This is a genomic window from Actinoallomurus vinaceus (assembly GCF_039542055.1).
GTDB lineage: Bacteria > Actinomycetota > Actinomycetes > Streptosporangiales > Streptosporangiaceae > Actinoallomurus > Actinoallomurus vinaceus.
Window position 1 is genome coordinate 140,731 of record NZ_BAABHK010000018.1, and the last position, 24,871, is coordinate 165,601.

Below are 24,871 nucleotides of genomic sequence, written 5' to 3' on the forward strand. Positions count from 1 at the left end.
GTTCAGAGGTCGACCTGGGTGCCCATGACGACGGTGCGGGCCTCGGGCAGGCAGAAGTACTCCGCCGGGCTGGCGGCGTTGTGCGCCAGCGCGAGGAACAGCTTCTTGCGCCACCGCTGCATGCCGGGCTCGTCGGTGAGCCGCAGCGTCCCCCGGGACAGGAAGTACGACGCGTTGTCCGGGTCGATGTCGAGGAGCTCGGAGCGCGGCCGCTCGGACCGGGACGCCGCCATCCGCAGGGCGGCGGGGATGTCCTGCTCGTCCTGGAAGCCGTACCGCACGGTGAGGTGGACGACGCCGTCGTCCTGGTAGCCGAGGTCGTCGACGGTGATCAGCTCCGCGACCGGGACGTGCGGCACGTTCTCCGAGCTCACCGAGACGATCACGACGTGCTCGTGCACGACGTGGTTGTGGTCGAGGTTGGCCCGCAGGGCGAGCGGGGTGGTCTGCTTGCCCGGGTGGGGGAAGACCGCCGTGCCCGGCACCTTCGTCACCTTCTTCTCCCGGAGTTTCTCGATGAACTCGGGCAGCGGGCCTTCCTTCGCGTTGCGGCGGGCCGTGACGATCTCCCGGCCGCGCTCCCACGTCTTCATGACCGTGAAGACCGAGATCGCGATCAGCAGCGGCAGCCAGCCACCGTGCGTGACCTTCGTCAGGTTCGCGGCGAAGTAGGTGACCTCGGCGCCTCCGATCACGACCGCGAAGACCACGAGCCGCCACATGGGCCAGTTCCAGTGCGCCCGCGCGACCACCAGGAACAGCGCGGTGGTGATGATGAGGGTCCCGGTGACCGCGACGCCGTACGCCGTCGCCAGGTGCTCGGAGGATTCGAAGCCGAACATCAGCGCCAGCACGCCGGCGAACAGGATCCAGTTGACGGCGGGGACGTACACCTGCCCGATCTCTTGCGGCGAGGTGTGGCGGATCCGCAGGTACGGCAGGAAGCCGAGCCGCACGGCCTGCCGGGACACCGAGAACGCCCCGGTGATCACGGCCTGGGAGGCGATGACCGTGGCCGCCGTCGCGAGGATCACCATCGGCAGCCGCGCCCAGCCGGGCATGAGCAGGAAGAACGGGCTCGTCACGCTCTTGGGATCCCGGAGGATCAGCGCGCCCTGGCCGAGGTAGTTCAGCGTCAGCGCCGGGAAGACCACGGCGAACCAGGCGCGCCGGATCGGGCTGCGGCCGAAGTGGCCCATGTCGGCGTACAGCGCCTCGGCGCCGGTGATCGTCAGCACCACGGCGCCCATCGCGATGAACGCGATATAGGGATGGTCCAGCACGAACGCGCCGGCGTACGTCGGTGACAGCCCGAGCAGGATGCCCGGTTTCCGGAGCACCTCGCCGAGACCCGCCACGCCGATCGCCAGGAACCAGACCACCATGACCGGCCCGAACATGGCGCCGACGCGGTGCGTCCCCCACCGTTGCGCCACGAACAGCAGCGCGACGATCGTCGCCGCGATCGGCAGGACCAGGTGGGAGATGCCGGGCGTGGACACCTTCAGGCCCTCGACCGCCGACAGCACCGAGATGGCCGGCGTGATCACGCTGTCGCCGTAGAACAGCGACGCGCCGAACACGCCGAGCGCCATCGCCACCGCCGCCTTGCCGCGGACGTCGCCGAGGACCCGCCGGACCAGGGCGGCGAGCGCCATCACGCCGCCCTCACCGTCGTTGTCGGCGCGCAGGATGAACGTCACGTACTTCACCGAGACGACCAGCGTGACCGACCAGAACACCATCGAGATCACGCCGTAGACGTCACCGCTCGTCGGGCGCACCGCACCGTTGTCGATGGAGAACACGGTCTGGAGGGCGTACAGCGGGCTGGTGCCGATGTCGCCGTACACGACGCCCAGGGCACCGAGCATCAGCGCCCAGAGCCCGGAGCGGTGCCCGGACGCCGGCTCGGATTCGGACGGGGCGTCCCGCAGCGCAGAATCGGTCATGAAGCCATAAGTACCCGACGGCACCGACGCCGACCTTCGGCGGGGTCTTCGTTCGCGCTACACGCCTTCGGCCAGGGTGTGGCCGATCTCCCGGGTCGCCGGATAAAGCCGCAGGTAGAGGCCGTAAAGATCGTCGTATCGCGACCGTACGCGCGCGTCCGGCGCGATGCGCTCGCGCACCGGGTTCCACGCGTCGATCGACGGGCCGGCGACCGCGCTCGCCGCGAGGAACGCCGCGCCGTAGCACGCTCCGATCGTGACGGCCCGGATCTCCTGTTCCAGCCCGGTGACGTCGGAGACGACGCGGGTCCACAGGCCGCCGCGCGTGCCGCCGCCGACCGCGACGATCCGGCGGACGTCACCGCCCGCCGCGCGCATCGCCTCCACGTTGTGACGGACGCCGAACGCCGTCGCCTCCAGGGCGGCGCGGTACAGGTCGCCCCGCGTGTGCTCGACGGTCAGTCCCGCGATCACGCCGCGCGCGTGCGGGTCGGCGATCGGGGTCCGTTCGCCGGCGAAGTACGGCAGCATGAGCAGGCCGCGCGCGCCGGGGCCGGACGCCTCGGCCTCGGCCAGCAGGGTGGCGTGGTCCGGGGAGCCGAACAGGTCGCGCAGCCACTCGGTGATCATCCCGGAGGTCGCCATCCCGCCGGCGAGGTTGCGGGTGCCCGGCAGCGCGCCGACGGTGCTCCACAGCTCGGGGACGAGCAGCCGCTCGGGCACGGTGTTGATGAGGAACATCGTGCTGCCGTACATCAGCATGAGGTCGCCGACGCCCTGCGCGCCCACGCTGAGAGCCTCCGACCACGCGTCGATCGTGCCGGTGATCACCGGGATTCCGGCCGGCAGGCCGGTGGCGGCGGCCGCGTCGGCGGTGACGTGCCCGGCGACGTCGCCGGGCCAGCGCAGCGGCGGCAGGTCGATCCCGGGCGCGACGCGCTCGGCCCACGGCCGATACCACTCCTGCGCGACGGAGTCGTACAGCGGCACGGACTGGCTCGCCGAATGGTGGTCGAGGACGTACGCGCCGGTGAGCCGGTTCGCCAGGTGCGACGCGGGCATGTACAGCCGCCGCGCTCGCGCCGCGACCTCCGGCTCGTGCTCGGCGACCCAGGCGATCTTCGGGCCGACCGCCTGCGTGGACAGCAGGGAGCCGCAGCGCCGCAGGACGTCCTCGCGGCCCAGTTCGGCGTCGAGGCGGGCGATCTGCTCGGTGGCGCGGGTGTCGACGCCGTACAGGATCGCCGGGCGCAGCGGCGTGTCCGCCTCGTCGGCCAGGAGCACGCACGGGCCCATGCCGCTGACGCCGACGGCCGTGACCGGGTCGCCGACACCGGCCAGCTCGCGGGCGATCGAGACGAACTCCTCCCACCAGATCCGGGCGTCCATCTCGACGTGCCCCGGGCGTGGACGCTCGACCGCATGCGGGCGTACGGCGGTGGCGAGCACCGTCCCGTCCTCCCCGACCAGCACCCCCTTTGAAGCGGAGGTGCCGACATCAACCCCGAGATACATACGCGTCCCTGGTCTGCCGAGGGTCGTCGTGGTTCCGGCACCGGAAAGCCTCGGCGATCACTGTTGGTCCACCAACGCCGGCAGCTCGCGCAGCGAGGCGATCTCGTACCCGGGAGCCGGGTCGTCGGCGCCACGCGCCGCACCGGCCCGGTTGAGCCAGACACCGGCACCCAACCGTGCGTTCCGGGCGCCGGCGACATCGGTGGTGAGGTTGTCCCCGACATGCCAGACGGAGCCCGGCTCGACGCCCAGCCGGCGGATCGTGAGGTCGAAGATCGCCTTGTCCGGCTTGGCGACGCCGACCTCGGCGGATATGACGACCAGGTCGAAGTGCCGGTCGAGCCCCGTCGCCGCCCAGGCGGCGCGGTCGTAGTCGACGAGCGTCGCGTCGAGATCGAAGAGGACCGCCCGCACCGACCGCATTCCGGCATCGTACCGGCCGCGGCACTCGAAGATCGGATTCGTTGGCCGCGGCCGCCCGCGGCGTCACGCCTGGTACACGACCGGCGAACCATGCGAAAACCCCAAAATCGAGTTCCCGATCGTGTACGTTCCGTGATCAACGTCTAATGATCATCATCGGGGTTTCGACAACAGGGGTCAGGCATGTCTTCGTCGGCCGACGGATTCCACAGGGCGATCGACAAATGGCAGGAAGGCGACCTGGACGGTGCCACGATGCTGCTACGGGAGGTCGTGGCCGCCGGCGACGACGCCGTCGTCCCCGAGGCATCGCACGTGCTCGGCAACATCCTGCAGCAGCGAGGTGACCTCGACGGGGCACGGGCGGCTCACCGGTCGGTGATCGCCACCGGACATCCGGTGTTCGCGCAACGGTCCGCGCTCGCGCTCGGCATGATGCTGACCGACGGGGAGCAGTGGGCGTTGGCCCACCGGCCGCTGCGGACCGCCTCCTCCGGCGCCGACACCGAGATCGCGGTGATGGCCGACATCCTCCTGGTCCGCGCCCTGCGCATGCTGGGCGACCTGGACGGGTCGGCGGAGACGCTCGAACGGATCAGGCGCGGTGAGGGCCCGGACGTCGCCGAGCTCACGGAGGGGCTCGAGGCCGTGCGGTGGCCGGAGGACGGCGGCGAACGCGAGCGCGAGGCCTGGTCGGCGTACGAGGCGATCACCGCTCTCCTGGACGAGGGCGGCGCCGACGACGAGATCATCGTGACCGGGCTGAACGCGATGCTGTCCCACGGCATCCCCGAGCTGTGCTCCCGTGCCGCCTTCCGGCTGTACACGATCTACGCGGACCGGCGCGAGTTCGAGGACTGCGTTCGCGTCGTGGAGCACGCGATCGCGGTCGGGGATCCGGCCGAGCGCGGCATGGCCGAGAAGCTGCTCGGCGCGGCACTGTTCGACCTCGGAGAGTACGGGGAGGCCCGGGACGCCTACCGGCGCGCCGCCGAGGACCATCGCCCGGAGGTCCGGCTCGACGCGCTCATCCAGGAGTCGAAGTTCACCCGGGAACTCGGTGACGAGGAGGGGGCCCGGGCCATCCTGTGGCGCGTGGTCGAGTCCGGCCATCCGCGGTTCTCCCTCGAGGCGCGGGCCTGCCTCGGACAGGTGTACGCCGAGGCGGGCGAGGTCGATCAGGCCATCGCCTGCTGGCGGGTGGTCCTCGCGGCCGACTCCGACTTCCACCTGGGCGCCGTCCACTTCCTCGGAACGCTGCTGCCCGGACTGCCGGACGACGACCCCCGGCGGGAAGAGATCCTCACGCTGCTGCGCCAGGCGGGCGACCTCGACGACCCGGACGTGGCCTTCCAGGCCCGGCTGATCGTGACGCAGGCCGAAGCGGCCACCCGGGGGCCGGACGAGGAGCTCGAGCAGGCCGTCGACGACTGCGACGCCGCACTCGAACGGCTCCGCGACGGCGACCCGCACGCGGCCCGTGCTCTGCTGCGGCGGGTGGTGGACGCGGAGATCGCGGGCCCGTCCGAGCGCGCCTCCCGCATGCTGGCCCTGCTCGAGGTGGGGGAAGGCGACCCCGAGCAGGCCGACGAGCTGCTCGAGTACGTCGCCGACAGCGAGGCCTTCGCGGACGGCTTCGCCGCCGCCGTCGACCGGCACCTGATCGCCACCGGCGGAGACGCCGGCGCGGAGCATCCGGTGCTCACCGCCATCGTCGACTACCAGCGGCTCGGCCGCGAGGCCGGCGTCGCGCGCCACCAGGAGTGCGCCGGGCACGCCGATCGGGCCGTGGCCGCGCTGGGCAAGAGCATGCTGGCGCAGGTGTACGTGTCGTTCGGGGTCCCCCGCTCCCAGTGCGCCGAACTGCTCGAGGAGGCCGCGGCGGCCGGCGATCCGTTCGCGCTCTCCCACGCCGCCGTCCTCTCCTGGATCGTCCGCGCCGACGACGAGACCGACGAGGCGATCGAGCTGCTGCGCCGCGCCCGCGCCGCGGGGCACCCCGCGCTGGCGCCGTGGGTGTGCCAGGCGCTCGGCACGGCGCTCGAAGGACGCGACCGGCCAGGTGACGTCGAGGACGCGCTGAGCGCCTACGAGAGGGTCGCCGATTCGGGACACCCGGGCCTGCGCCCCGACGCCGAGGCGAACATGCTCCGGATACTGGAGGGGCAGGGCGACCTGGCCGGCGCGGCCGCGGTGCACGAATGGATCGCGGCCCGCGACGACCGGCTCCAGGCGCCGCGCAGCGCATGGCTGCTCGGCTTCACCCGGGTACGCCTGGACGAGTTCGACGCCGCGCGCGCCGCCTTCGCGCGCGTCCCCGCGGACCATCCGGAGCTCGCCGCGGACGGTGAGTTCGCGCGGCGGCTGCTCGACCGCGACTTCCCGGGTGCCGCGGCCGCGCTGGCCACCGTACGCGAGCGCGGCGATGACCACCGCACGTTCATGACCACCGCGCTCATGCTGGAGTCCGCGCACGCCTGGCAGCGGGCCGGGAACGTCGCGGCCGCCGACGGCGCTCTGTCGATCGCGGTCGCGAACGGTCATCCCGGCGGCGTCCAGGAGGCCGCCCTCTTCCTCGGCCTGCTGCGCAACGACGCGGGAGATCGCGCGGGTGCCGCCGAAGCCTGGGCCCACGCTGCGGCAGGCGACGACGAGCGCCAGGCCGGGCGCGCCGCCGCGTGGCTGGCCGACGCACTGCACGAGCTCGGCGACCTCGACGGCGCCGCCGCGGCCTACCGGCGGGCGCTCGACGTGAGGGCCTCCGACGACGAGGAACGCCCTGGACTCCTCAGATCGCTGACCCAGGTGCTGGTCGCAGCGGGCCGGGTGGCCGAGGCCCGCGCGCTGCAGGTGGAGGAGACCGGCGGCGGCCCGCACGTGGACCTGGTGATCGGTACGACGCTCGACGCCCACGGCGACCGCGACGCCGCCGCCGCGCACTACCAGGCGGCGATCGGCGACGACGCGGATCCGCACGTCGCCGCCACCGCGGGTGTCATGCTCGCCCGGCTGCTCGCGGGCAAGGGCGAGGCCGCGCGGGCGGCCGAGGTCGCCCGCGGCTCCATCGCCGCGTTCGAACGGCTGGCCGAGGCAGGCCTGGACGCCGAGGAGAACGTCGCGGCCGTCGCGTACGAGCTCGGCGGCTACCTGACCGAGATCGGCGACGCCGAAGGCGCGCGTGCGGCGTACGAGCGGGCCGCCACCTCGGCCGACGCGAGCGTCCGGATCCCGGCCAAGGAGCGCCTCGGCACGGCGAGCGTCCGCGAACGCGCGATGCTGCGGATGCGGGAGAACGACCGTGCGGGCGCCCTGGAGCTGTTCGCCGAGGAGTACGGCACGCCACTGCTCGCCGAACTGCACATCGCGCTGGTCGAAGGTGCGACCGCGACGGCGCGGTCGCTGGTCGAGCGGGTGGCGGGCACCGAGCACGCCGAGCGGGCGACCGGCCTCGTCGTCACCTCCGTTCTGGACCGGCTGCGCGGCGGGCCGGACGCCGCCGCCGAACTCGCCGGGCTGGTGCTGGAGTTCGGCGGCCCCGAGCAGGTGGCCGTCGTCTGCGACAACCTCGGCCACGCGTACGACCTCGCCGGTGACATCGACACCGCGGTGGACGTGCTGCGGCGAGGCGCGGACGCCGACCACCCGGCCGCGCTCGCCTGCCTGCGCCGGCTGCTCGGCCTGCTGGTCCTGCAGGAGGAGCACGGTGCGGCCGAGGCCGCCGCGCGGCGCGCGGTGGACAGCGGCGATCCGGAGACGGTCACCATCGGTGTCTGGACGCTCGGCGACCTGGCCAAGGCCCGCGGCGACCTGACGGAGGCGGCGGCACGGTACCGCGCGACGATCGAGACCGCCGCGCCGGACGCCGTCCCGTACATCCAGGTGGAGCTCGCCAAGGTGCTGCGGGAACTCGGCGAGACGGCGGCCGCGTACCGGGCGGTGGAGACGGTTCTGTCCTGTGACGATCCGCGCCAGGTGCTGATCGCCGGCAATCACCTCGGCGCCTGGCTGGCCGAGGACGGGCGGCTCGCGGGCGCCGCCGAGGCCCTGGGCGCCGCCGCGGCGGCGGGCCACCGTCATCCGGCCCCGGACGAGCAGGATCACGAGTACCACCAGATGACGCTGAACAACCTGGCGATCGTCGCCGCCGACGCCGACGAGGCCGGCGATCACGCGGTGGCCGTCCGAGCACTGCACCTGGCCGCGGCGGGCGGGGCACCGGCCGACGCGGTACGCATCGCCCGGGAGTACGCGGTCAGCGCCGCGGAACGCGGCGACCTGGACGCCGCGCGCGCGTACTACAAGGGCGCCGCCGTGTTCCCGCCGGACGGCGACCCCCGCCTGCTGGTGGAGCTCGCCGAACTACTCGCCGAGCACGACGTCCCCGCCGAGGCCCGGGCGATCCTGGAGCCGCTCGCCGCCTCCGAGGATCCGCGCGTCCGTCTCGCGGCCACGATGCGGCTGGTCTCGCTGCTCAACGCAGCGGGCGAGAACGACCGGGCTATGGAGATCGCGGCACGCGCCGTCGGGCAGGAGCCGCCCAGTTCCCCGGGCGACAACACCGATTCGGAGATCTCCCGGCCGGCCGACACGGCCGAACGAGACACCGAACCCGTCGCGGAACCGGCCGACACGGCCGAACGAGAGACCGGACCCGCCGTGGAACCCGCCGACACGGCCGAACGGGACACCGATCCCGTCGCGGAACCGTCCGATGAGCCGGAACGGGCCGGGTTTGTGACGCCCCCCGCCGGGGAACCGGCCGGCGAACCGAGACGGCTCGGGTTCGCGGCGCCGCCCGTCGGGGAACCGGCCGGCGAACCGGGACGGGTCGGGTTCGCGGCGCCGCCCGTCGGGGAACCGGAACAGGCCGACACCGCGACACCCCCCGCCGGGGAACCGGCCGGCGGGCCCGAACAGGCCGGTCACGCGGCGCCGGCCGCGGACACGGACGAAGGCCTCGAACGCCTACGTGCCGGGCTGTTCGCGCTCGCGGAGGAGTACGGCGGATCCGACGGGCCGGACGAGATCGACTCGATCCGCTGGCTGATGAGCAACCGGAGCGGCACCCCGGCCGCGGGCGCCGCGGGGCGACAGGCCATCCGCGCCGCCCGCCAGGTGATGGACACCGACCCCACCCAGGCCCGCGCGATGCTCGAGCTGGTCGTCGAGTACGGCGACCCCGCGGAGGTGGCCGCAGCCTACGACGACATCGGCGATGTCCACCGCTACTTCGAGGAGGACCTGGACGCGGCCCTCGCGGCCTACCGGAAGGGCTCCGAGGTCGATCACCCCGCCGCGCTGGTCCCGCTGCGCAGCCTGATCCTGGCGCAGTCCGAGGCCGAAGACCATGACGGGGTCGTGGAGACCGCCCAGCGTGCGGTGACCAGCGGCGACCCGGAGACGGTGGCGGTCGGTTACTGGCTGTGGGGCGACTCTCGGCTGGAGCGCGGCGACGCCGACGCGGCGATGCGGCTGTACCGGCGGGGCATCGACGCCGGCCACGAGGACGTCACCCCGCGCATACGCATCAGCCTGGCCCGTACGCTGCACGACCGAGGCGAGGGTCCGCAGGCCCGGGCCGAGATGCAGCGCGCGGCGGACGCCTCCGACCCGGGGGTGCGCGCCCGGGCCGGGAGCATCCTCGGCGCCTGGGCGTTCGAGGACGGTGACCTCGATGTCTCGGCCGAGGCCTTCGGCCTCGTGGCCGCCATCGAGGTGGAGGCGGACGACGGCGACCTGCCGGCCGAGCTGGCCGAGGCGGCGGTCGGCAACCTCTTCGTCGTCGCCAACAAGGCCTTCGCCGAGAAGACACACGCCGTGGCCGTACGGGCGCTGACCCTGGCCGCCCAGGCGGGCGACGTGCGCGAGGCGCTGGAGGTGGTGCGCCGGCGCGCCACCGAGTGCGCCGAGGCCGGTGACCGCGTGAGCGCCGCCATGTACGTGTACGGCGCCGCCGAGTTCGTGCCCGACCTCGAGCCCCGGCTGCGGATCGAGGTGGCCGACCTGTTCGTCTCCGCAGGCGAGCCGGCGAGGGCGCGAGCCGTGTACGAGCGGTACGCCGACCACCCCGACGCCGAGGTGCGGCTGGTCGCGGCCGGCCGGCTGGTCCCGCTCCTGCGCCGGGAGGACGACACGGACGGCCTGGAGAACGTCGCCCGGCGGATCGCCGACGACTCGGCCGAGACCGGTCTGGAGCCGGAGTCGCGGGCCCTGCTCAGCAGCATGCTCGGAGTGATCCAGGGCGAGCACGGGGACGGGGAGGGTGCGCTCCGCACGCTCCGCGCCGCCGCGGGGAGCGGTGAGCCGATCGCCCTGTTCAGCCTCGGGGACGCGCTGGTCGACGCGGGTGAGTTCGCCGAGGCCCGGGAGGTGCTGGCACGCGTACCGGAGACGGAGAGCGGGATCGGCGGCCATGCCCTCGTCCTGATCGGCCGGACGTACCAGAAGGAGGATCCGGGCCGGTCGCGCGAGTTCTTCCTGCGCGCGCTCCAGGTCCCCGGCGGACCGAGCGAGATCGCCTCGGTGCTGGCCAAGATGTACCTGGGCGGGCTGGCCAAGGACGAACGCGACTGGCCCGAGGCCCTGCGCTGGTACCAGCAGGTGATCGACTCCGGCGGCCGGACCGGGAACGTCAGCCAGGCGCCCATGGCGGCCGCGCACCTGGGCGAGCTCGCGTACTGGCTGAACGACCGCGACTCCGCCGTGCGGTTCTACGAGCTCACGCTGGCCACCGGCACCAAGAACCCCGAACTGGTCGGCGAGGCCGCGTACCGCCTCGGCGAGATCCGGCACCGGGACGGCGACCGCGGACCGGCGCTGCTCTCCCTCCGGCGGGCGATCGAGTCCGGCGACGCGGCGTTCGCCGAGAAGGCACGGGCGCTCCTCGCCGAGCTCGGTGAGGAGGTCTGACACCGCCGGCACCGACCACGGCTGCGGGCGTACGTGCTCCGCACCGAGTCTCCACCGCGAACCGAGCGACCCGGGGTGCCGCGGTCGCACTGAGGACCGAACGCCCCGGGGTGCCGCGGTCCCGCTGAGGACCGAACGCTGCAGAGTGCCGCGGCCCCACTGAGAACCGAGCGGCCAGGGATGCCGCGGCCCCGCTGAGGGGGAAGCGGCCGACCGCGGGCCGGCCGCGTCTCCGTCAGGCCAGGGTCTCGACCGAGACCTGCCAGAGCCGCTCGGCAGCCTCGGGGTCGAGGGCGTACGGCGCGACGCCCGTGCGGGTGCCCGGCTGGTTCGGGCCGGCCTCCTGGCAGTCCTCGAAGTAGCGGCCACCGACGCCGTCGAGCAGCGGCGACGTCGCGACCAGGACGGAGGTGGCGGCCCCCTGCTCAGGCGTCTTCCAGACGACGCCGCCGCCACCGGACTGGGCCCGCAGCCGCTCCAGCTCCTCATCGGTGACGTACCGCTGCAGGTTGGTACGGATCCCGCCGGGCATCAGGGCGTTGACGGTGATGCCGTCGTCGGCCCAGCGCTTCGTCGCCTCGACGGCGAACAGCACGTTGGCCGTCTTCGACTGCCCGTACGCGGCCCACGGCTCGTACGGGCGCTCCCGGAAGTGGATGTCCTCGAAGACGACCGGCGAACGCAGGTGCGCGGCGGAGCTGACCGACACGACCCGGCCCCCGTCCGCCCCGGCGAGCGCCCCGTGCAGCCCGGTCGCCAGCGCGAAGTGGCCGAGGTGGTTGGTCGCGAACTGCAGCTCCCAGCCCTCCGGCGTACGCGTCTCGGGCGACGCCATCACGCCCGCGTTGTTGATCAGGATGTGCAGCGGGCCGTCCCAGGCGGCGACGAACGAGGCGACGGAGGCCTGGTCGGCCAGGTCCAGCGGCGCGACGAGGACCTGCTTGTTGCCGGTGGTCTCGATGATGTCCTCGGCGGTGCGCCGCCCCGCCTCTTCGTTCCGTACGGCCAGGGTCACCTCCGCGCCGACGCCGGCGAGGGCCCGGGCGGTCTCCACGCCGATGCCCGAGGCGCCGCCGGTCACGATGACGCGGCGGCCGGTGAGGTCGATGCCGGCCACGACCTCGGCGGCCGTGGACTGGGCGGTGAACGGCGTGGTGACGCGGGTGCTGGTGCTCATGGTGGTCCTGTCTCCCCTCGGTGATTCGGAGGGCACTCCGGATAGAATTGAAACCGGAGGACCCTCCGATAAATCGAGACTATGCGGAGCCTCCTCCGGTTTGCAAATCGCCCGCCGAACCCGGACAGTCGGCTGGTCACCCGAGCGATGAGGAGGAGCCGTGCCGGACACCGGTCCCCGCCCGCTTCGCGCCGACGCGCGGCGCAACCGCGAACGTCTGCTCGAGGCCGCCGTACGCGCGTTCGCCGAAGAGGGAGCGGACGCCACGCTCGACGCGATCGCCAAGAACGCGGGCGTCGGCATCGGCACCCTGTATCGCCACTTCCCGACGCGTGAAGCACTGGTCGAGGCGGCGTACCGCAACGAGCTCGCACGCCTCTGCGACGCCGCACCGGATCTGCTCCGCGACTTGCCGCCGGACGAGGCGATGCGCGCCTGGATGGACCGCTTCATCGACTACATGGCGACCAAACGCCACATGAGCGACACACTGCACGCCATCGTCGCCTCGGGCGGGAACCCGTTCTCCGAGAGCCGCACGCGCATGATCACGACGATCGAAACGCTCCTCAAGGCCGGCGCCGACGCCGGGACCCTGCGCCCGGACGTCGACCCGATGGCCGTTCTCACCAGCCTCAGCGGAGTGTCCCTCGCCACCCGCGAGCCGGACCGGCACGACCGCGCCCGCAGCGCCCTCGACCTCCTGATGGACGGCCTCCGCTACCGCCCTTCCAGCTGAGCGCCCGCGTCACTCCCCGGGGCCCATTGCGCATTGAATCGGTCCGCCAGCCGGTTGCCGACACCATCGGACGCCATTCCGCCGAGGGTTTTCGGGGCTCCGCCCCCGAAAACCCTCGGCGGATCATTACATGATCTTGCACCGATCGGGCCGTGTCCGCACCGTCGGGCTAAGCGCCTGGCGTGAGCCGCCGTCCGTACGACCGCGAGTGCACAGTCAGCGTCTAGCGAGGATGAAGATGAATCGATCGTCGAATTCCAGCACCCGTTCGGGATGACCAGCGTCGACCTCTACGACACCAGCCGCCAACTCTTGGTCGTCGAATTTGGAGAGTAGGGACATATACCGGTCCCGGATCATCGTGAGCCATCTCTGCTTCTCAACCGCCACCCGAAAGGTCTCGACCGTCACCTCCGTTTTCAGCCCGATCTCGGCCAGTACGGCTGCGGCTTCTGCCGGGTCGATCGGGTGATGCTCGTAGCGACGTAAGGCGGCAACGAACAACGGATGATCGATGGTCGGCGGCATGAGGATGATGAGCAGGCGGCCGTGCGGTGAAAGCAAGCGGGCCACGCCCTCCAGCACTTCGGACCGATTGGGACGCGGTACGTGGTGCAGCATCTCTTTGGCCAAGATCGCATCGAAGTGCTCTCGCCCGAGCGTTACGGCGCCGTCGGTGATCTCCTCGGCGGTCGCCTGCACCTTGAACAGGCTTGCATCTGCGGAGAGTTGGTCGAGCATCTTCCTCGACGGATCGGCGCAGAAGGTGTAGCCGGCTCGGTCCACCAGACAGCGGGAGTACAGGCCGGTGCCGCACCCCAGATCTAGGGCGCATTCGCCGGGACGTGGCGTCAGCCGGTCGATGATGCGCGCGGACATCCAGTCGACGAACCGCGGAGTGTGTGCCCAGTGCTCGTTGAATCGATCCGCTAGTCCCGTTGATGCGCAGCCATCAGCACGCCAACTCTCGACCGTCTCAAGGGCCGAGCCTCTGCAGACGCCCACTCCGACCCGAGCTGTGCAACCTGGCAGCCCGACTGCCCAAACCGCCTGTAACGGAGGGCCAAGTGCCGACACGATAGGGATGACCGCATCCCAATCGTCAAGGAGACAAGAATGTCCCCCTGCCCCGCGTGTCAATGGAGCCGCTGATGGATGACCGCAAGGTCGGCTTCGACATCACCGCGCTGCCGCCCGACCCGCCCGCCCGCCCGGATCGAGCACGCGGGCGCGCGGCCCGTCGGCCGGTGATCACGGGTGCCGTGGTGGCTACCACGATCGCCGCTGCGGGTGTCGCCGGCACCATCACGCTGACGGGTTCCGGGAACCCCGTAGGGCTCGCGGCGGCGGTACAGATCACGCGCAAGCCGACCTACTACGAGGCCCGGATCGTCGATCCCCAGGCCGCCCGGAAAAGGTTTAAGGCGGCTTTCGCCAGGTACGGGCTGCACATCGACGTTTGGCTGCAGCCGGTCTCCCCGCACATCGTCGGCACCATCGTTTTCGAGGACCAGGACGAGAGGGCGCAACAGTCGGAGAGTGAGGGCGCGGGGATCAAGATGATCTACGACCGCGCCTGCCGCACCGCGAGTGGCGCCGACTGCTCGATCGGCCTGCGTGTTCCGCTGAACTTCAAAGGTCATGCCATTGTCCAGATCGGCCGCAAGGCGAAACCCGGTGAGCCGTACACCACCACGTCCCCGAAGGACGCCGTCCAAGATCTCAACGACCTGACGGTGGCCCAGGCGGAAGCCGCGCTCGCCAGGAAGGGTCTGCGCGTGGGGCTGTACAACGTGTACTGGCCAAGGTGGGGCACTTCCCTGCCGCGTACGCGGATCCCCTCGCAATGGAAAGTCAGTGGCGCCGGCCCCTACTCTCCTGGAACCGTGCGGTTGGCGATCGATGCCCAAGGGCCGATGCCGCCCGACGTGGCGGCGCAGATGAAACGCCGCTGAAGGGGCCGATGACGTCCCAGCTTGAACAGGCAAGCACGATGAGCGCATGATCGCTTCCTCCGCCGGCATGTACAACGGGAGGCACCGCCGTATTTCGAGGGCAACCCCGACCCGTACCGCAGGGCCGTTCACAGCCCTAGGAGGAACCGCACGAACATGCTCCTCTAATGAGCCGATCGCCCCGACCCCGTGGATCGCGCAACCACCCACTGCGATCCCCACGGCCTTAACCGTCGCCCCTATTCCTCTCGCGTTCTCCTCGTAGCCGCCATCCCCTCCAGCCGAGGCCGGTGGGGATGGCTCGGCCTGTCGACCGCGTAGCGGCCGGCCTTGACGCGCCGATCGTCAGCGGCTGCGAAATCGCGAAGGACGTTGCGTGCTGGTGCCTCAGAATCGCTGGCATGAGTGTTGAGGGCGGCCTGCTGCTCGTGGGCTACCGGGTTGTGCCACCGTGGGCCGTGCCCGAGTCGATGGCTGATCCTCTCCTACCGCTTCAGATTCCGACGATGAGTGATCATCTGGTCGACCCCGTGCCTGACGACGACACCTGGTTCTCGTCGGCTGAGACGACTCGCGTATTCACTCGGTCCACGGTCACGACCAGGCTGCAGGTGTTGGCGATGGGTGTCCATGAGCGCGACGCCGAGGATGTGATCAAACGCCGGCTGACGCTTGACACCGATCAACTCTGCCTCAACGAGCACGTGCGAATGCCCTGGCCTGCGCGACTCCCGCTGCTCGGCTACGAACTCATCGGCATCGAAGCCTGCGGTTTCCACAGCTGGCTGTGCTACCAGGGGACCCCCTCCTGGGCACATCGCATGCTCGGAATACGGCTCAACTCCCATGGCTTGGTCGACAAGCCGGCCGACGCGAGACGCCTCAGTGAAGCCGCGGAAGAGCCGGGTTCCGGACTGCCACCGATCCCGTGGGTGGCTGCCGCCATCGCACTCGCATAGTCGTCTCCTTGGATATGAGCAGTTACGCCGCCTTCACAGTGAGTTGTCCGGATACGGACAACGCGTAGTCCCGTATGACGACCTCCGCGTCAACGCTTCGCCGGGGATACGGCCGATCGCACCGGCTGCGAAGGGGACGCCATGCACAGGACTGTCATCACCCTCACACTCCTGGGCTCGCTTAGCGTGGCCGGCTGTTCCACCGACAGCCAACCCACCGCCCAACCCGCCACCCCACCGATCGCGTCACCGACTCAGGCCGCAGCGGTCGCACAAGGCTCCCCTACCCCGTCGCCCCAGCAATCGCGCCGGGCCGTGAGGCCGACCCATCCCACGGCGCGGCGAGCCCCCCGGCCCACCCACACGGCGGCTCCCACATGCGGCGCACCGCCCAACCCGGACCGCCTCAACTTCTGCGGACGAGGCAGCAAGGTCTACAACCCGCCGGCCGACGTCCGTAGCTACTTCGAGTGCATTCCCAACTTCTCGAATGGCCGCGGCTACATGGTGCAATGCAACGACGGTGCGTACAGCATGTCCGGTGGACGCCCTGGCACCTGCTCCCATCACAGCGGCGAGGGAAAGCCCGTACTCCAGGGCTGACGACTCGGCTCAGGTGGTGCGGAGGCCGTCGAAGGCGACCGTCGCCACCGCGTCGGCGAGGTCGGGGCCGCCGATGTGGCCGTGGGGGCGGTACCACTCGATCAGCGAGTTGACCATGCCGAACAGCAGGCGGGCCGTTGTGGCCGGGTCGACGTCGCCGCGCAGGTCGCCGTCGGCGACGGCCTCGGCGACGAGACCCGCCACGATGCGGTCGAACTCCCGTCGCCGTTCGAGGGCGTCCCGCTCGACGGGCGTGTTGCCGCGTACCCGCAGCAGCAGCGTGACGTAGGGCAGCCGGTCGACGAGGACCGTCACACTGCCGCGGACGAGGTGCTCGAGACGGTCGACCGCGCGGCCGGGAACGGTGTCGAGCTCGTCGACGAGGGCGAACAGCCCGTCGAGGGCGCGGTCGACCGCGAGCCGCAGCAGCTCCTGCTTGCCGGAGACGTGGTGGTAGATCGCGGCCTTCGTGACGCCCAGCTCGCGGGCGAGGTCGTCCATGCTCGTGCCGTCGAAGCCGCGCTCGTTGAACAGGCCGACGGCGATTCGCAGCAGGGACTCCCGGTCGTGGCCGGGTCGGCCGCGCCGGGACCGCCCGGCGCCGGCCGTCGCCGTACGGTCACCCTGTCGTCCCCTTCCCTCCGCCATGGCTGCACGGTAACATTAATTACCTACCATTCGGTCAGTAAATGTCCGACTCACCGGGAGGCCGGCTCGATGACCGCACTGCACAGCTACGTCGGCGGCCGCTGGCAGACGCCGACAGGCGAGGGCATTCCTCTCCACGACGCGGCGACCGGCGAGGAGATCGCCCGCGTCTCCACGGCGGGGATCGACCTGGCCGCCGCCCTGGAGTACGGCCGCCGGGTCGGCGGGCCGGCGCTGCGCGAGCTGACCTTCCACCAGCGCGCTGCCCTGCTGAAGGCCCTCGCCTCCCACCTGCGCGAGCACCGCGAGGAGCTGTACGCGCTGTCGGCCCGGACGGGCGCCACCCTCGGCGACTCGCGCTTCGACGTCGACGGCGGCATCGGCGTGCTGTTCGCGTACTCGAGCCGGGGCCGCCGCGAGCTGCCCAACGACACCGTCTACGTCGACGGTCCGGTCGAGCCGCTCGGCAAGGGCGGCACGTTCGTCGGCCAACACGTGTGCACCCCGCTGCGCGGCGTCGCGATCCAGATCAACGCCTTCAACTTCCCGGTGTGGGGGCCGCTGGAGAAGCTCGCGCCCGCGTTCCTCGCCGGGATGCCGAGCCTGATCAAGCCCGCCGAGCAGACCGCGTACCTCACCGAGCGCCTGGTCCGGTTGATCGTCGACTCCGGCCTGCTGCCGGAGGGCACGGTCCAGCTCGTCTGCGGCCCGCCCGGTGACCTGCTCGACTATGTGACCGGCCAGGACCTGGTCGCCTTCACCGGCTCGGCCGCCACCGCGCGCAAGCTCCGTTCCCACCCGGTGATCGTCCGGGAGGCGGTGCGGTTCACCGCCGAGGCCGACTCGCTGAACTGCTCGATCCTCGGGCCGGACGCCCGGCCGGGCACGCCGGAGTTCGACCTGTACGTCAAGCAGCTCGTCGCCGAGATGACGGTGAAGGCCGGGCAGAAGTGCACCGCGATCCGGCGAGCACTCGTCCCGGCCGAGCTGATGGACGACGTCGCCGCGGCGGTGCGCGACCGGCTGGCGAAGGTCACCGTCGGAGACCCGGCCCGCGAGGACGTGCGGATGGGGGCACTCGCCAGCCTCGACCAGCGCGAGGAGGTCCGCCGCGCGGTCAAGGCGCTGCGCGGCGCCGCCACGCTGATCTTCGGCGACCCCGACCACGTCGAGCTCGTGGGCGCGGACGCCGATCGCGGCGCGTTCGTCTCCCCGATGCTGCTGCGCTGCGACGACCCCGACCGCACCGAGCCGCACGAGGTCGAGGCGTTCGGGCCGGTGTCCACGCTGATGCCGTTCACCTCGACCGAGCAGGCCATCGAGCTCGCCGCGCGCGGGCGGGGCAGCCTCGCCGGGTCCGTCGTCACCGCCGACACCGAATTCGCCCGGGAGGTCGTGCTCGGCCTCGCGCCCTGGCACGGCCGGCTGCTCGTCCTCGACCGCGACGACGCCAAGGAGTCGACCGGGCACGGCTCACCGCTGCCGAACCTCGTGCACGGCGGACCCGGGCGCGCGGGCGGCGGCGAGGAGATGGGCGGCCTGCGCGGCGTCCTGCACCACATGCAGCGCACCGCCGTGCAAGCCGATCCCAAGACGCTCAGCGCGGTGACCGGCCGCTGGGTCGCGGGCGCTCCGCGGCGGACGGAGGGCGTGCATCCGTTCCGCAAGTCCCTGGCCGAGCTGCGGGTCGGCGACGCGGTGACCGCCGGCCCCCGTACGGTGACGCTGGAGGACATCGACCACTTCGCCGAGTTCACCGGCGACACGTTCTACGCCCACACCGACGAGGAGGCCGCCAAGGCCAACCCGCTGTTCGGCGGGATCGTCGCTCACGGCTACCTCGTGGTGTCGCTGGCCGCCGGGCTGTTCGTGGCGCCGGAGCCGGGGCCCGTCCTGGCCAACTACGGCCTGGAGAACCTCCGGTTCCTCACCCCGGTCAAGCCGGGTGACGAGCTGACCGTGACGCTGACCGCCAAGCAGATCACGCCGCGCGCGAACGCCGACTACGGCGAGGTCCGCTGGGACGCCGACGTGACCAACCAGACCGGGGAGTCGGTGGCCAAGTACGACGTGCTCACCCTCGTCGCGAAGGAGCAGACGTCATGACGGCCGTCGCCGAGGAGAGCCTGGAGCGGCACTTCGAGCACACCATCGAGCGGGACCAGCGGATCGAGCCCCGCGACTGGATGCCGGACGCCTACCGGGCCACGATGGTCCGCCAGATCGCGCAGCACGCCCACTCGGAGATCATCGGCATGCAGCCGGAGGGCGACTGGATCACCCGCGCGCCGTCGCTGCGGCGCAAGGCGATCCTGCTGGCCAAGGTGCAGGACGAGGCGGGCCACGGCCTGTACCTCTACTCGGCCACCGAGACCCTGGGCGTCGACCGGGCCGACCTCACCACCCGGCTGATCGAGCGACGGCAGAAGTACTCCTCGATCTTCAACTACCCGACGCTCTCGTACGCCGACGTCGGGGTGATCGGATGGCTCGTCGACGGCGCCGCGATCTGCAACCAGGTGCCGCTGTGCCGCAGCTCGTACGGCCCGTACGCGCGGGCGATGATCCGCATCTGCAAGGAGGAGTCGTTCCACCAGCGGCAGGGCTACGAGCTGCTGCTGACGATGATGCGCGGCACCGACGCCCAGCGCGCGATGGTGCAGGACGCGGTGGACCGCTGGTGGTGGCCGAGCCTGATGATGTTCGGCCCGCCCGACGCCGACTCGCCCAACACGGCGCAGTCGATGGCGTGGAAGATCAAGCGGCACACCAACGACGAGCTGCGCCAGCGGTTCGTCGACATGACGGTGCCGCAGGCCGAGGCGCTCGGCGTCACGCTCCCCGACCCGGACCTGCGGTGGAACCCCGACCGCGGCCACTACGACTTCGGCCCGATCGACTGGGACGAGTTCAAGCGGGTGCTGCGCGGCGACGGCCCGTGCAACGCCGAGCGCGTCGCCCGGCGCCGCCGCGCCCACGAGGAGGGCGCGTGGGTCCGCGAGGCCGCCGCCGCCCACGCCGCGAAGCGGAGGGACTCATGAGCGATCTCTACGAGGTGTTCGTGCGCGGGAAGCGCGGGCTCAACCACGTGCACGTCGGGTCGCTGCACGCGCCCGACGACGAGATGGCGCTGCGCAACGCGCGTGACCTGTACACCCGCCGCAACGAGGGCGTGAGCATCTGGGTCGTGAAGGCGTCGCACATCGCGGCGTCCAGCCCGGACGAGAAGGACCCGTTCTTCGCCCCCTCGGCGGACAAGGTCTACCGGCACCCGACCTTCTACGACATTCCCGACGACGTCCCGCACATGTGAGGCCACGGTGTCCTTCGACAACGTCTACGAGGCCCTGACCGGGGACGGCGACGCGCGCTGGGCGTTCGGCACCGGCTTCGCCGACCCCCTGAACGGCGTCGACACCACGGTGCCGCCGGACGTCGACGGCGCCGACCTGGCCGCCTACTGCCTCATGCTCGGCGACGACGCGCTGATCATGTCCCACCGGCTGCAGGAGTGGTGCACGAACGCGCCCGAGCTGGAGGAGGAGGTGGCGCTGGCCAACATCGGGCTGGACCTCCTCGGCCAGACCCGGCTGCTGTACGCCCGGGCGGGCCACGCCGACGGCACCGGCCGGGGCGAGGACCACTACGCGTTCTTCCGCGGCGAGGAGGAGTTCGCCAACGTACGGCTCGCGGAGACGCCGCGCGGCGACTTCGGCGACCTCATCGCCACGCTCCTGGTCTTCGCCACCTGGCGGCTCGCCCTGCTGCAGCGGCTGATCCCCTCCCGCGACCCCGTGCTCGCGGCCATCGCCGCGAAAGGCGTCAAGGAGGTCGCCTACCACCGCGACCACGCCGCGCAGTGGACCGTACGCCTCGGCGACGGCACCGACGAGTCGCACCGGCGGATGCAGGCCGGGCTCGACCGTATCTGGCCGCTGGTCGGCGAGCTGTTCACCGCGCACGAGGTCGAGACGCGCCTGGCCCGGTCCGGCGTGGCGGTGGACCCGGCCGGCCTGCGCGCGGAGTTCGACGCCGTCCTGGAGCAGGTGCTCACGGCGGCGACGCTCCGCCGTCCCGCCGACGTACCGCCGGACCCGGGCGGGCGGCGCGGCTTGCACACCGACGCTCTCGGGCCGCTGCTCGCCGAGCTGCAGAGCGTGGCCCGCGCGCACCCGGAGGCGACATGGTGACCGTGACGACGGACGCGCGGGCGGTGGCCGAGACGGTCACCGACCCGGAGCTGCCCATGCTCACGCTCGCCGACCTCGGCGTGCTGCGCGACGTGTCCGAGGAGGACGGCCGCGTCGTCGTGACCATCACGCCTACGTACTCCGGGTGCCCCGCGATGGACGCCATGCGCGCCGACCTGGTCCATGCGCTGCGCGCGGCCGGGTACGACGAGGTCGACGTGCGTACCGCGCTGCACCCGCCGTGGACCACCGACTGGATCAGCGTGGAGGGCCGCCGCAGGCTCGCCGAGGCGGGCATCGCCCCTCCCGGCGCCGCGCCACGGCGTGCGGAGGGACCGATCCCGCTCACCCTCGGCCCGACCGTGCGCGCGGTCCGGTGCCCGCGCTGCGGCTCCGCCGACACCGAGGAGACCTCGGCGTTCGGCGCGACCGCCTGCCGGGCGCTGCGCCGGTGCCGGTCCTGCCGCGAACCCTTCGAACATGTGAAGGAGATCTGACGTGACCGTGAGCACACCGGCGCCGGCCCGGGCACGCGGCGGCTTCCACCGCCTGACGGTCGCCTCGGTCGAGCGGCTCTGCGCCGACGCGGTCGCGGTGACGTTCGACGTCCCGCCGGAGCTCGCGGGCGTCTACGCCTTCCGTGCGGGCCAGTCGCTGACGCTGCGCCGTACGGTCGGCGGTCGCGAGGAGCGCCGGTCGTACTCCATCTGCGCGCCGGAGGGCGCCGCCCCCCGCGTCGGCGTACGGGAGGTGCCCGACGGGCTGTTCTCCCCCTGGCTCGTACGGGACGTGCGCCCCGGCGACGAGATCGAGGTCGGCCCGCCCACCGGCGGGTTCACCCCCGGCGACGACACGGCGGGACACCACGTGTTCGTCGCGGCCGGGTCCGGGATCACGCCGATCCTGTCGATCGCCGCCACCGTCCTGCGCGACCCGGCGGCCACGGTCACCCTGCTGTACGCCAACCGGCGCGCCGACACCGTGATGTTCGCCGACGAGCTCGCGGACCTGAAGGACCGGTACCTCGACCGCCTCGAGCTCTTCCACGTCCTGTCCCGCGAGCCCCTGGAGACCGAGCTGTTCACCGGGCGACTGGACGCCGCGAAGTTCACGGCGCTGTTCGCGCTGCTCCCGCCCGCTCGGGACGTGGCGCACTGGTGGCTCTGCGGGCCGTACGCGATGGTCGAGAGCCTGCGGTCCGTGCTCGACCGGGCGGGTGTCCCGGCGGAGCGGGCGCACCGGGAGCTGTTCTTCGTCGACGACGTCCCGCCCGCCCCGGTCCGCCATGAGGACGCGCCGGTCGACGGCGCGACCAGCGAGGTGACGCTGCTCCTCGACGGCCGCTCGACCACGGCCGCCGTGCCGCGCGACACGCCGCTGCTGGACGCGATGCAGCGGGTCCGGCCCGACCTGCCGTTCGCCTGCAAGGGCGGCGTCTGCGGCACCTGCCGGGCCAGGGTGACCGACGGCAAGGTCCACATGCGGCGCAACTTCGCGCTGGAGGAGTCCGAGGTCGACGCCGGCTTCGTGCTCACCTGCCAGTCCACGCCGCTGTCCGAGCGCGTCGGCCTCGACTACGACGCCTGATCTCCGGTCGGCCGGGACCGGTGGACGGGGCCGTGGGACTCCTCGCAGTGCTCGTCCGGCCGTGAGCCGATCGACAGCAGCGGGTCGGGGTTGTGGTCGACCTGGAGCGTCGTGTGGGTGATCTGGTACGACTCTGCCAGCACCGCCTCGAGGTCGGCGCGTACGGCGTGGCAGTCCTCCCCCGGCGCGACCAGGATGTGTGCGGACGCCGCGGGCATGCCGGAGGTGATCTGCCAGATGTGCAGGTCGTGCACCTCGGTAACGCAGGGGCGGGCGGCCAGCGCCTTGCCCACCTGTTCCGGGGAGACGCCCGCGGGGGCCGCCTCGAGGAAGATCCGCCCGGAGTCGCGGACCAGCCCGGCCCCGGCCTTGACCATCAGGGCCACCACGACGAGGGAGGCGATCGCGTCCGCGCGGGCGAATCCGGTGAGCGTCATGACCAGGCCGGCGACGGCCGTGGCGATGAAGGCGTACAGGTCGGTGAGGATGTGCCGGAACGCGCCTTCGACGTTGAGACTGATGCGGTTGGCCTTAGAGATCATCCAGGCGGCGGCGACGTTGACGACGATGCCGACGAGCGCGGTGGCCAGCACCAGCCCGCCCGTCACCTGCGGCGGGCTGACCAGCCGGCGGACCGCCTCGAACGCGAGCCAGGCGGACAGCAGCAGCAGCGAGAGCCCGTTGGCCTGGGCGGACAGGATCTCGGCGCGCTTAAGACCGTAGGTGTACCCGCCCGTGGGCGGTTTGGCGGCCAGCCGCATGGCCACCAGCGCCAGCACGATCGAGACGGCGTCGGTGAGCATGTGCGCCGCGTCGGAGATCAGCGCCAGGGAGTGCGCCAGCACACCGACGACCACCTCGCCCGCCATGTAGGCGACGATCACGCCGAGCGCCCCGCTCAGCCAGCGTGAGTCGACGTCCTCGCTGACGCCGTGGCTGTGCCCCTCGTGACCGTGAGCGGCGTGCTCGGGACGGTCGGTGTGCGCGTCGTGGGCCCTCATGTGACGTCTCCCTCTAGCCGGCCACCCGCTTGATGGCGATCACCGCGACGTCGTCGTCCAGGCGTCCCTCGGCGTACGCGTGCAGGTCCTCGTGCAGGCGTTCGACGAGGCGCGCGGGGTCGTCCTCCGCCCAGGCGTGCAGACGCTGGCCGAGGGGGTAGAACGCGCCGGCGGCGTCGCGGGCCTCGATCACTCCGTCGGTGTAGAGGAGCAGGAGGTCATCGGGCTGGAAGGGAAAGGTGTCCACTTGAGCGTCGGCCGGGTACAGGTCCCCCAGGCCGAGCGGCGGCGCGGGCCGGGTCGCCCGCAGTTCCGTGACGCCCCCGCCCGTCAGCAACAGGGGCGGCGGGTGCCCCCGGTTGAGGATGCGCACGTGCGGCTCCTCATCGGGGATGTCCACCACGGCGGCCGTGACGAAGCCCTCCCCCGGGTCCGGCCCGCCCTCGACCAGCGGCCGGGTGGCCGCCATCCCGACGGCGCCGTCCAGAAAGGACAGCAGGTCGGGGAGCGGGGACCGCTGGTGCGCGGCCGCCTGGAACGCCCCGACCACCAGCGCCGACGCGTCGATGGCGGCCAGTCCCTTCCCCCGGACGTCACCGATGATCACCCGCGTTCCCCCGGCGATGCGCACCGCGCCGTACAGGTCACCGCCGATCTTCGCCTCCTGCTCGGCGGTCAGGTAGAGCGACGCGATGCGCAGCGGCCCGACCTGTTCGGGGAGGGGGCGCATCAGCGCCCGCTGCGCCGTCTCGGCGACCGAGCGGGCCGCCTTCAGCTCACGCCGGTGCCGCTGCCGTACGGCGGAAAAGGACACGATCAGGGCCGAGATCACGACCAGCGAGGAGAGTTGCGCCTCGTACTCCGTGACCCCGCGCCATCCGTCGGACGCGCCGATGAGCACCTCGGCGGCGACGGCCAGCGCGCCGATCAGCGCGACCTCCGACGGGCCGGCGAAGGACGCCGTGATCGCCGGTGCCACGATGAGCAGCGGTCCCAGGTGGATCCTGGGCCCGTTGAGGATGTCGATCAACGCGATCAGCACGATCAGCGCCAGTGGGAGCGCCACCAGCGCGCGGCCCTGCGGCCGCAGTTGTGACCGGACCGAACGGTCCCTTCCGAACCGCCGCACGATTGCTGCGTACCCGCTGGTCAGCCGCCATCACTCAGGGACCGGGCGGAGGCGCCACGCAATAGGGCGGCGGGGCTTTGAGAC

General features: G+C 72.0%; 18 protein-coding genes. 10 read left to right on the plus strand and 8 right to left on the minus strand.

Annotated features, from left to right (window positions below; genetic code table 11):
• Positions 1 to 2: 2 nt before the first annotated feature.
• From ABEA24_RS43680 to ABEA24_RS43690, 3 genes are read right to left on the minus strand one after another with little or no spacing between them, the layout of a single operon-like run.
• On the minus strand, positions 3 to 1,952 hold the full coding sequence (locus ABEA24_RS43680) for a potassium transporter Kup (protein WP_345439862.1): 1,950 nt from the start codon (positions 1,950 to 1,952) through the stop codon (positions 3 to 5).
• A gap of 57 nt (positions 1,953 to 2,009) precedes the next feature.
• Positions 2,010 to 3,467 (minus strand): FGGY-family carbohydrate kinase, encoded by a 1,458-nt coding sequence (locus ABEA24_RS43685; protein WP_345439864.1) that lies wholly within the window; start codon positions 3,465 to 3,467, stop codon positions 2,010 to 2,012.
• A 57-nt stretch (positions 3,468 to 3,524) separates the two neighbouring features.
• Positions 3,525 to 3,890, minus strand: coding sequence for an HAD family hydrolase (locus tag ABEA24_RS43690; RefSeq protein WP_345439866.1), 366 nt, complete (start codon positions 3,888 to 3,890; stop codon positions 3,525 to 3,527).
• Between the two features lie 183 nt (positions 3,891 to 4,073).
• Between ABEA24_RS43690 and ABEA24_RS43695 the strand changes: the two genes are divergently transcribed.
• On the plus strand, positions 4,074 to 10,799 hold the full coding sequence (locus ABEA24_RS43695; RefSeq protein ID WP_345439868.1) for a tetratricopeptide repeat protein: 6,726 nt from the start codon (positions 4,074 to 4,076) through the stop codon (positions 10,797 to 10,799).
• Positions 10,800 to 11,034: 235 nt separating this feature from the next.
• Here ABEA24_RS43695 and ABEA24_RS43700 read toward each other — a convergent pair whose 3' ends face one another.
• Positions 11,035 to 11,976 (minus strand): SDR family NAD(P)-dependent oxidoreductase, encoded by a 942-nt coding sequence (locus ABEA24_RS43700; protein WP_345439870.1) that lies wholly within the window; start codon positions 11,974 to 11,976, stop codon positions 11,035 to 11,037.
• A gap of 160 nt (positions 11,977 to 12,136) precedes the next feature.
• On the opposite strand from ABEA24_RS43700, the gene ABEA24_RS43705 reads away from it, so the two are divergent.
• A complete protein-coding gene (locus tag ABEA24_RS43705; protein ID WP_345439872.1) occupies positions 12,137 to 12,715 on the plus strand; it encodes a TetR/AcrR family transcriptional regulator in 579 nt (192 codons plus the stop codon).
• 216 nt (positions 12,716 to 12,931) lie between these two features.
• Here ABEA24_RS43705 and ABEA24_RS43710 read toward each other — a convergent pair whose 3' ends face one another.
• A complete protein-coding gene (locus tag ABEA24_RS43710; RefSeq protein WP_345439874.1) occupies positions 12,932 to 13,594 on the minus strand; it encodes a class I SAM-dependent methyltransferase in 663 nt (220 codons plus the stop codon).
• A 272-nt stretch (positions 13,595 to 13,866) separates the two neighbouring features.
• On the opposite strand from ABEA24_RS43710, the gene ABEA24_RS43715 reads away from it, so the two are divergent.
• Positions 13,867 to 14,670 (plus strand): hypothetical protein, encoded by an 804-nt coding sequence (locus ABEA24_RS43715; protein ID WP_345439876.1) that lies wholly within the window; start codon positions 13,867 to 13,869, stop codon positions 14,668 to 14,670.
• 401 nt (positions 14,671 to 15,071) lie between these two features.
• Entirely contained in the window at positions 15,072 to 15,629 is a 558-nt protein-coding gene (locus ABEA24_RS43720) for a hypothetical protein (RefSeq protein WP_345439878.1), read from the plus strand.
• A gap of 612 nt (positions 15,630 to 16,241) precedes the next feature.
• On the opposite strand, the gene ABEA24_RS43725 is transcribed toward ABEA24_RS43720, so the two are convergent.
• The gene (locus ABEA24_RS43725; protein ID WP_345439880.1) at positions 16,242 to 16,880 is read right to left on the minus strand and encodes a TetR/AcrR family transcriptional regulator; all 639 of its coding nucleotides are present in this window, start codon (positions 16,878 to 16,880) and stop codon (positions 16,242 to 16,244) included.
• Positions 16,881 to 16,949: 69 nt separating this feature from the next.
• Here ABEA24_RS43725 and paaZ point away from each other — a divergent pair, with 69 nt between their 5' ends.
• The 6 genes from paaZ to paaE are packed head-to-tail and all read left to right on the plus strand — an operon-like array spanning position 16,950 to position 22,657.
• The gene (gene paaZ / locus ABEA24_RS43730) at positions 16,950 to 18,986 is read left to right on the plus strand and encodes a phenylacetic acid degradation bifunctional protein PaaZ (protein WP_345439882.1); all 2,037 of its coding nucleotides are present in this window, start codon (positions 16,950 to 16,952) and stop codon (positions 18,984 to 18,986) included.
• On the plus strand, positions 18,983 to 19,921 hold the full coding sequence (gene paaA, locus ABEA24_RS43735; protein WP_345439884.1) for a 1,2-phenylacetyl-CoA epoxidase subunit PaaA: 939 nt from the start codon (positions 18,983 to 18,985) through the stop codon (positions 19,919 to 19,921). The genes paaZ and paaA overlap by 4 nt, the downstream gene beginning before the upstream one ends.
• The gene (gene paaB, locus ABEA24_RS43740; RefSeq protein ID WP_345439886.1) at positions 19,918 to 20,193 is read left to right on the plus strand and encodes a 1,2-phenylacetyl-CoA epoxidase subunit PaaB; all 276 of its coding nucleotides are present in this window, start codon (positions 19,918 to 19,920) and stop codon (positions 20,191 to 20,193) included. The genes paaA and paaB overlap by 4 nt, the downstream gene beginning before the upstream one ends.
• Before the next feature lie 7 nt (positions 20,194 to 20,200).
• Positions 20,201 to 21,070, plus strand: coding sequence for a 1,2-phenylacetyl-CoA epoxidase subunit PaaC (gene paaC / locus ABEA24_RS43745; protein WP_345439888.1), 870 nt, complete (start codon positions 20,201 to 20,203; stop codon positions 21,068 to 21,070).
• Positions 21,064 to 21,567: a 1,2-phenylacetyl-CoA epoxidase subunit PaaD gene (gene paaD, locus ABEA24_RS43750; protein WP_345439890.1), complete on the plus strand. Its 504-nt coding sequence runs from the start codon at positions 21,064 to 21,066 to the stop codon at positions 21,565 to 21,567. The genes paaC and paaD overlap by 7 nt, the downstream gene beginning before the upstream one ends.
• Position 21,568: 1 nt before the next feature.
• Positions 21,569 to 22,657: a 1,2-phenylacetyl-CoA epoxidase subunit PaaE gene (paaE, locus tag ABEA24_RS43755; RefSeq protein WP_345439891.1), complete on the plus strand. Its 1,089-nt coding sequence runs from the start codon at positions 21,569 to 21,571 to the stop codon at positions 22,655 to 22,657.
• Here paaE and ABEA24_RS43760 read toward each other — a convergent pair.
• On the minus strand, positions 22,645 to 23,658 hold the full coding sequence (locus tag ABEA24_RS43760) for a cation diffusion facilitator family transporter (RefSeq protein ID WP_345439892.1): 1,014 nt from the start codon (positions 23,656 to 23,658) through the stop codon (positions 22,645 to 22,647). The two genes, paaE and ABEA24_RS43760, sit on opposite strands and share 13 nt — an antisense overlap.
• Positions 23,659 to 23,671: 13 nt before the next feature.
• A complete protein-coding gene (locus tag ABEA24_RS43765; protein ID WP_345439893.1) occupies positions 23,672 to 24,787 on the minus strand; it encodes a PP2C family protein-serine/threonine phosphatase in 1,116 nt (371 codons plus the stop codon).
• Positions 24,788 to 24,871: the final 84 nt, after the last annotated feature.

What these genes read in the sequence shown, in the direction of transcription:
- ABEA24_RS43680 (WP_345439862.1), bottom strand. Translation starts at nt 1,952, where the DNA reads ATGACCGATTCTGCGCTGCGGGACGCCCCGTCCGAATCCGAGCCGGCG.
- ABEA24_RS43685 (WP_345439864.1), bottom strand. Translation starts at nt 3,467, where the DNA reads ATGTATCTCGGGGTTGATGTCGGCACCTCCGCTTCAAAGGGGGTGCTG.
- ABEA24_RS43690 (WP_345439866.1), bottom strand. Translation starts at nt 3,890, where the DNA reads ATGCGGTCGGTGCGGGCGGTCCTCTTCGATCTCGACGCGACGCTCGTC.
- ABEA24_RS43695 (WP_345439868.1), top strand. Translation starts at nt 4,074, where the DNA reads ATGTCTTCGTCGGCCGACGGATTCCACAGGGCGATCGACAAATGGCAG.
- ABEA24_RS43700 (WP_345439870.1), bottom strand. Translation starts at nt 11,976, where the DNA reads ATGAGCACCAGCACCCGCGTCACCACGCCGTTCACCGCCCAGTCCACG.
- ABEA24_RS43710 (WP_345439874.1), bottom strand. Translation starts at nt 13,594, where the DNA reads ATGTCCGCGCGCATCATCGACCGGCTGACGCCACGTCCCGGCGAATGC.
- ABEA24_RS43715 (WP_345439876.1), top strand. Translation starts at nt 13,867, where the DNA reads ATGGATGACCGCAAGGTCGGCTTCGACATCACCGCGCTGCCGCCCGAC.
- ABEA24_RS43720 (WP_345439878.1), top strand. Translation starts at nt 15,072, where the DNA reads ATGAGTGTTGAGGGCGGCCTGCTGCTCGTGGGCTACCGGGTTGTGCCA.
- ABEA24_RS43725 (WP_345439880.1), bottom strand. Translation starts at nt 16,880, where the DNA reads ATGGCGGAGGGAAGGGGACGACAGGGTGACCGTACGGCGACGGCCGGC.
- paaZ (WP_345439882.1), top strand. Translation starts at nt 16,950, where the DNA reads ATGACCGCACTGCACAGCTACGTCGGCGGCCGCTGGCAGACGCCGACA.
- paaA (WP_345439884.1), top strand. Translation starts at nt 18,983, where the DNA reads ATGACGGCCGTCGCCGAGGAGAGCCTGGAGCGGCACTTCGAGCACACC.
- paaB (WP_345439886.1), top strand. Translation starts at nt 19,918, where the DNA reads ATGAGCGATCTCTACGAGGTGTTCGTGCGCGGGAAGCGCGGGCTCAAC.
- paaD (WP_345439890.1), top strand. Translation starts at nt 21,064, where the DNA reads ATGGTGACCGTGACGACGGACGCGCGGGCGGTGGCCGAGACGGTCACC.
- ABEA24_RS43760 (WP_345439892.1), bottom strand. Translation starts at nt 23,658, where the DNA reads ATGAGGGCCCACGACGCGCACACCGACCGTCCCGAGCACGCCGCTCAC.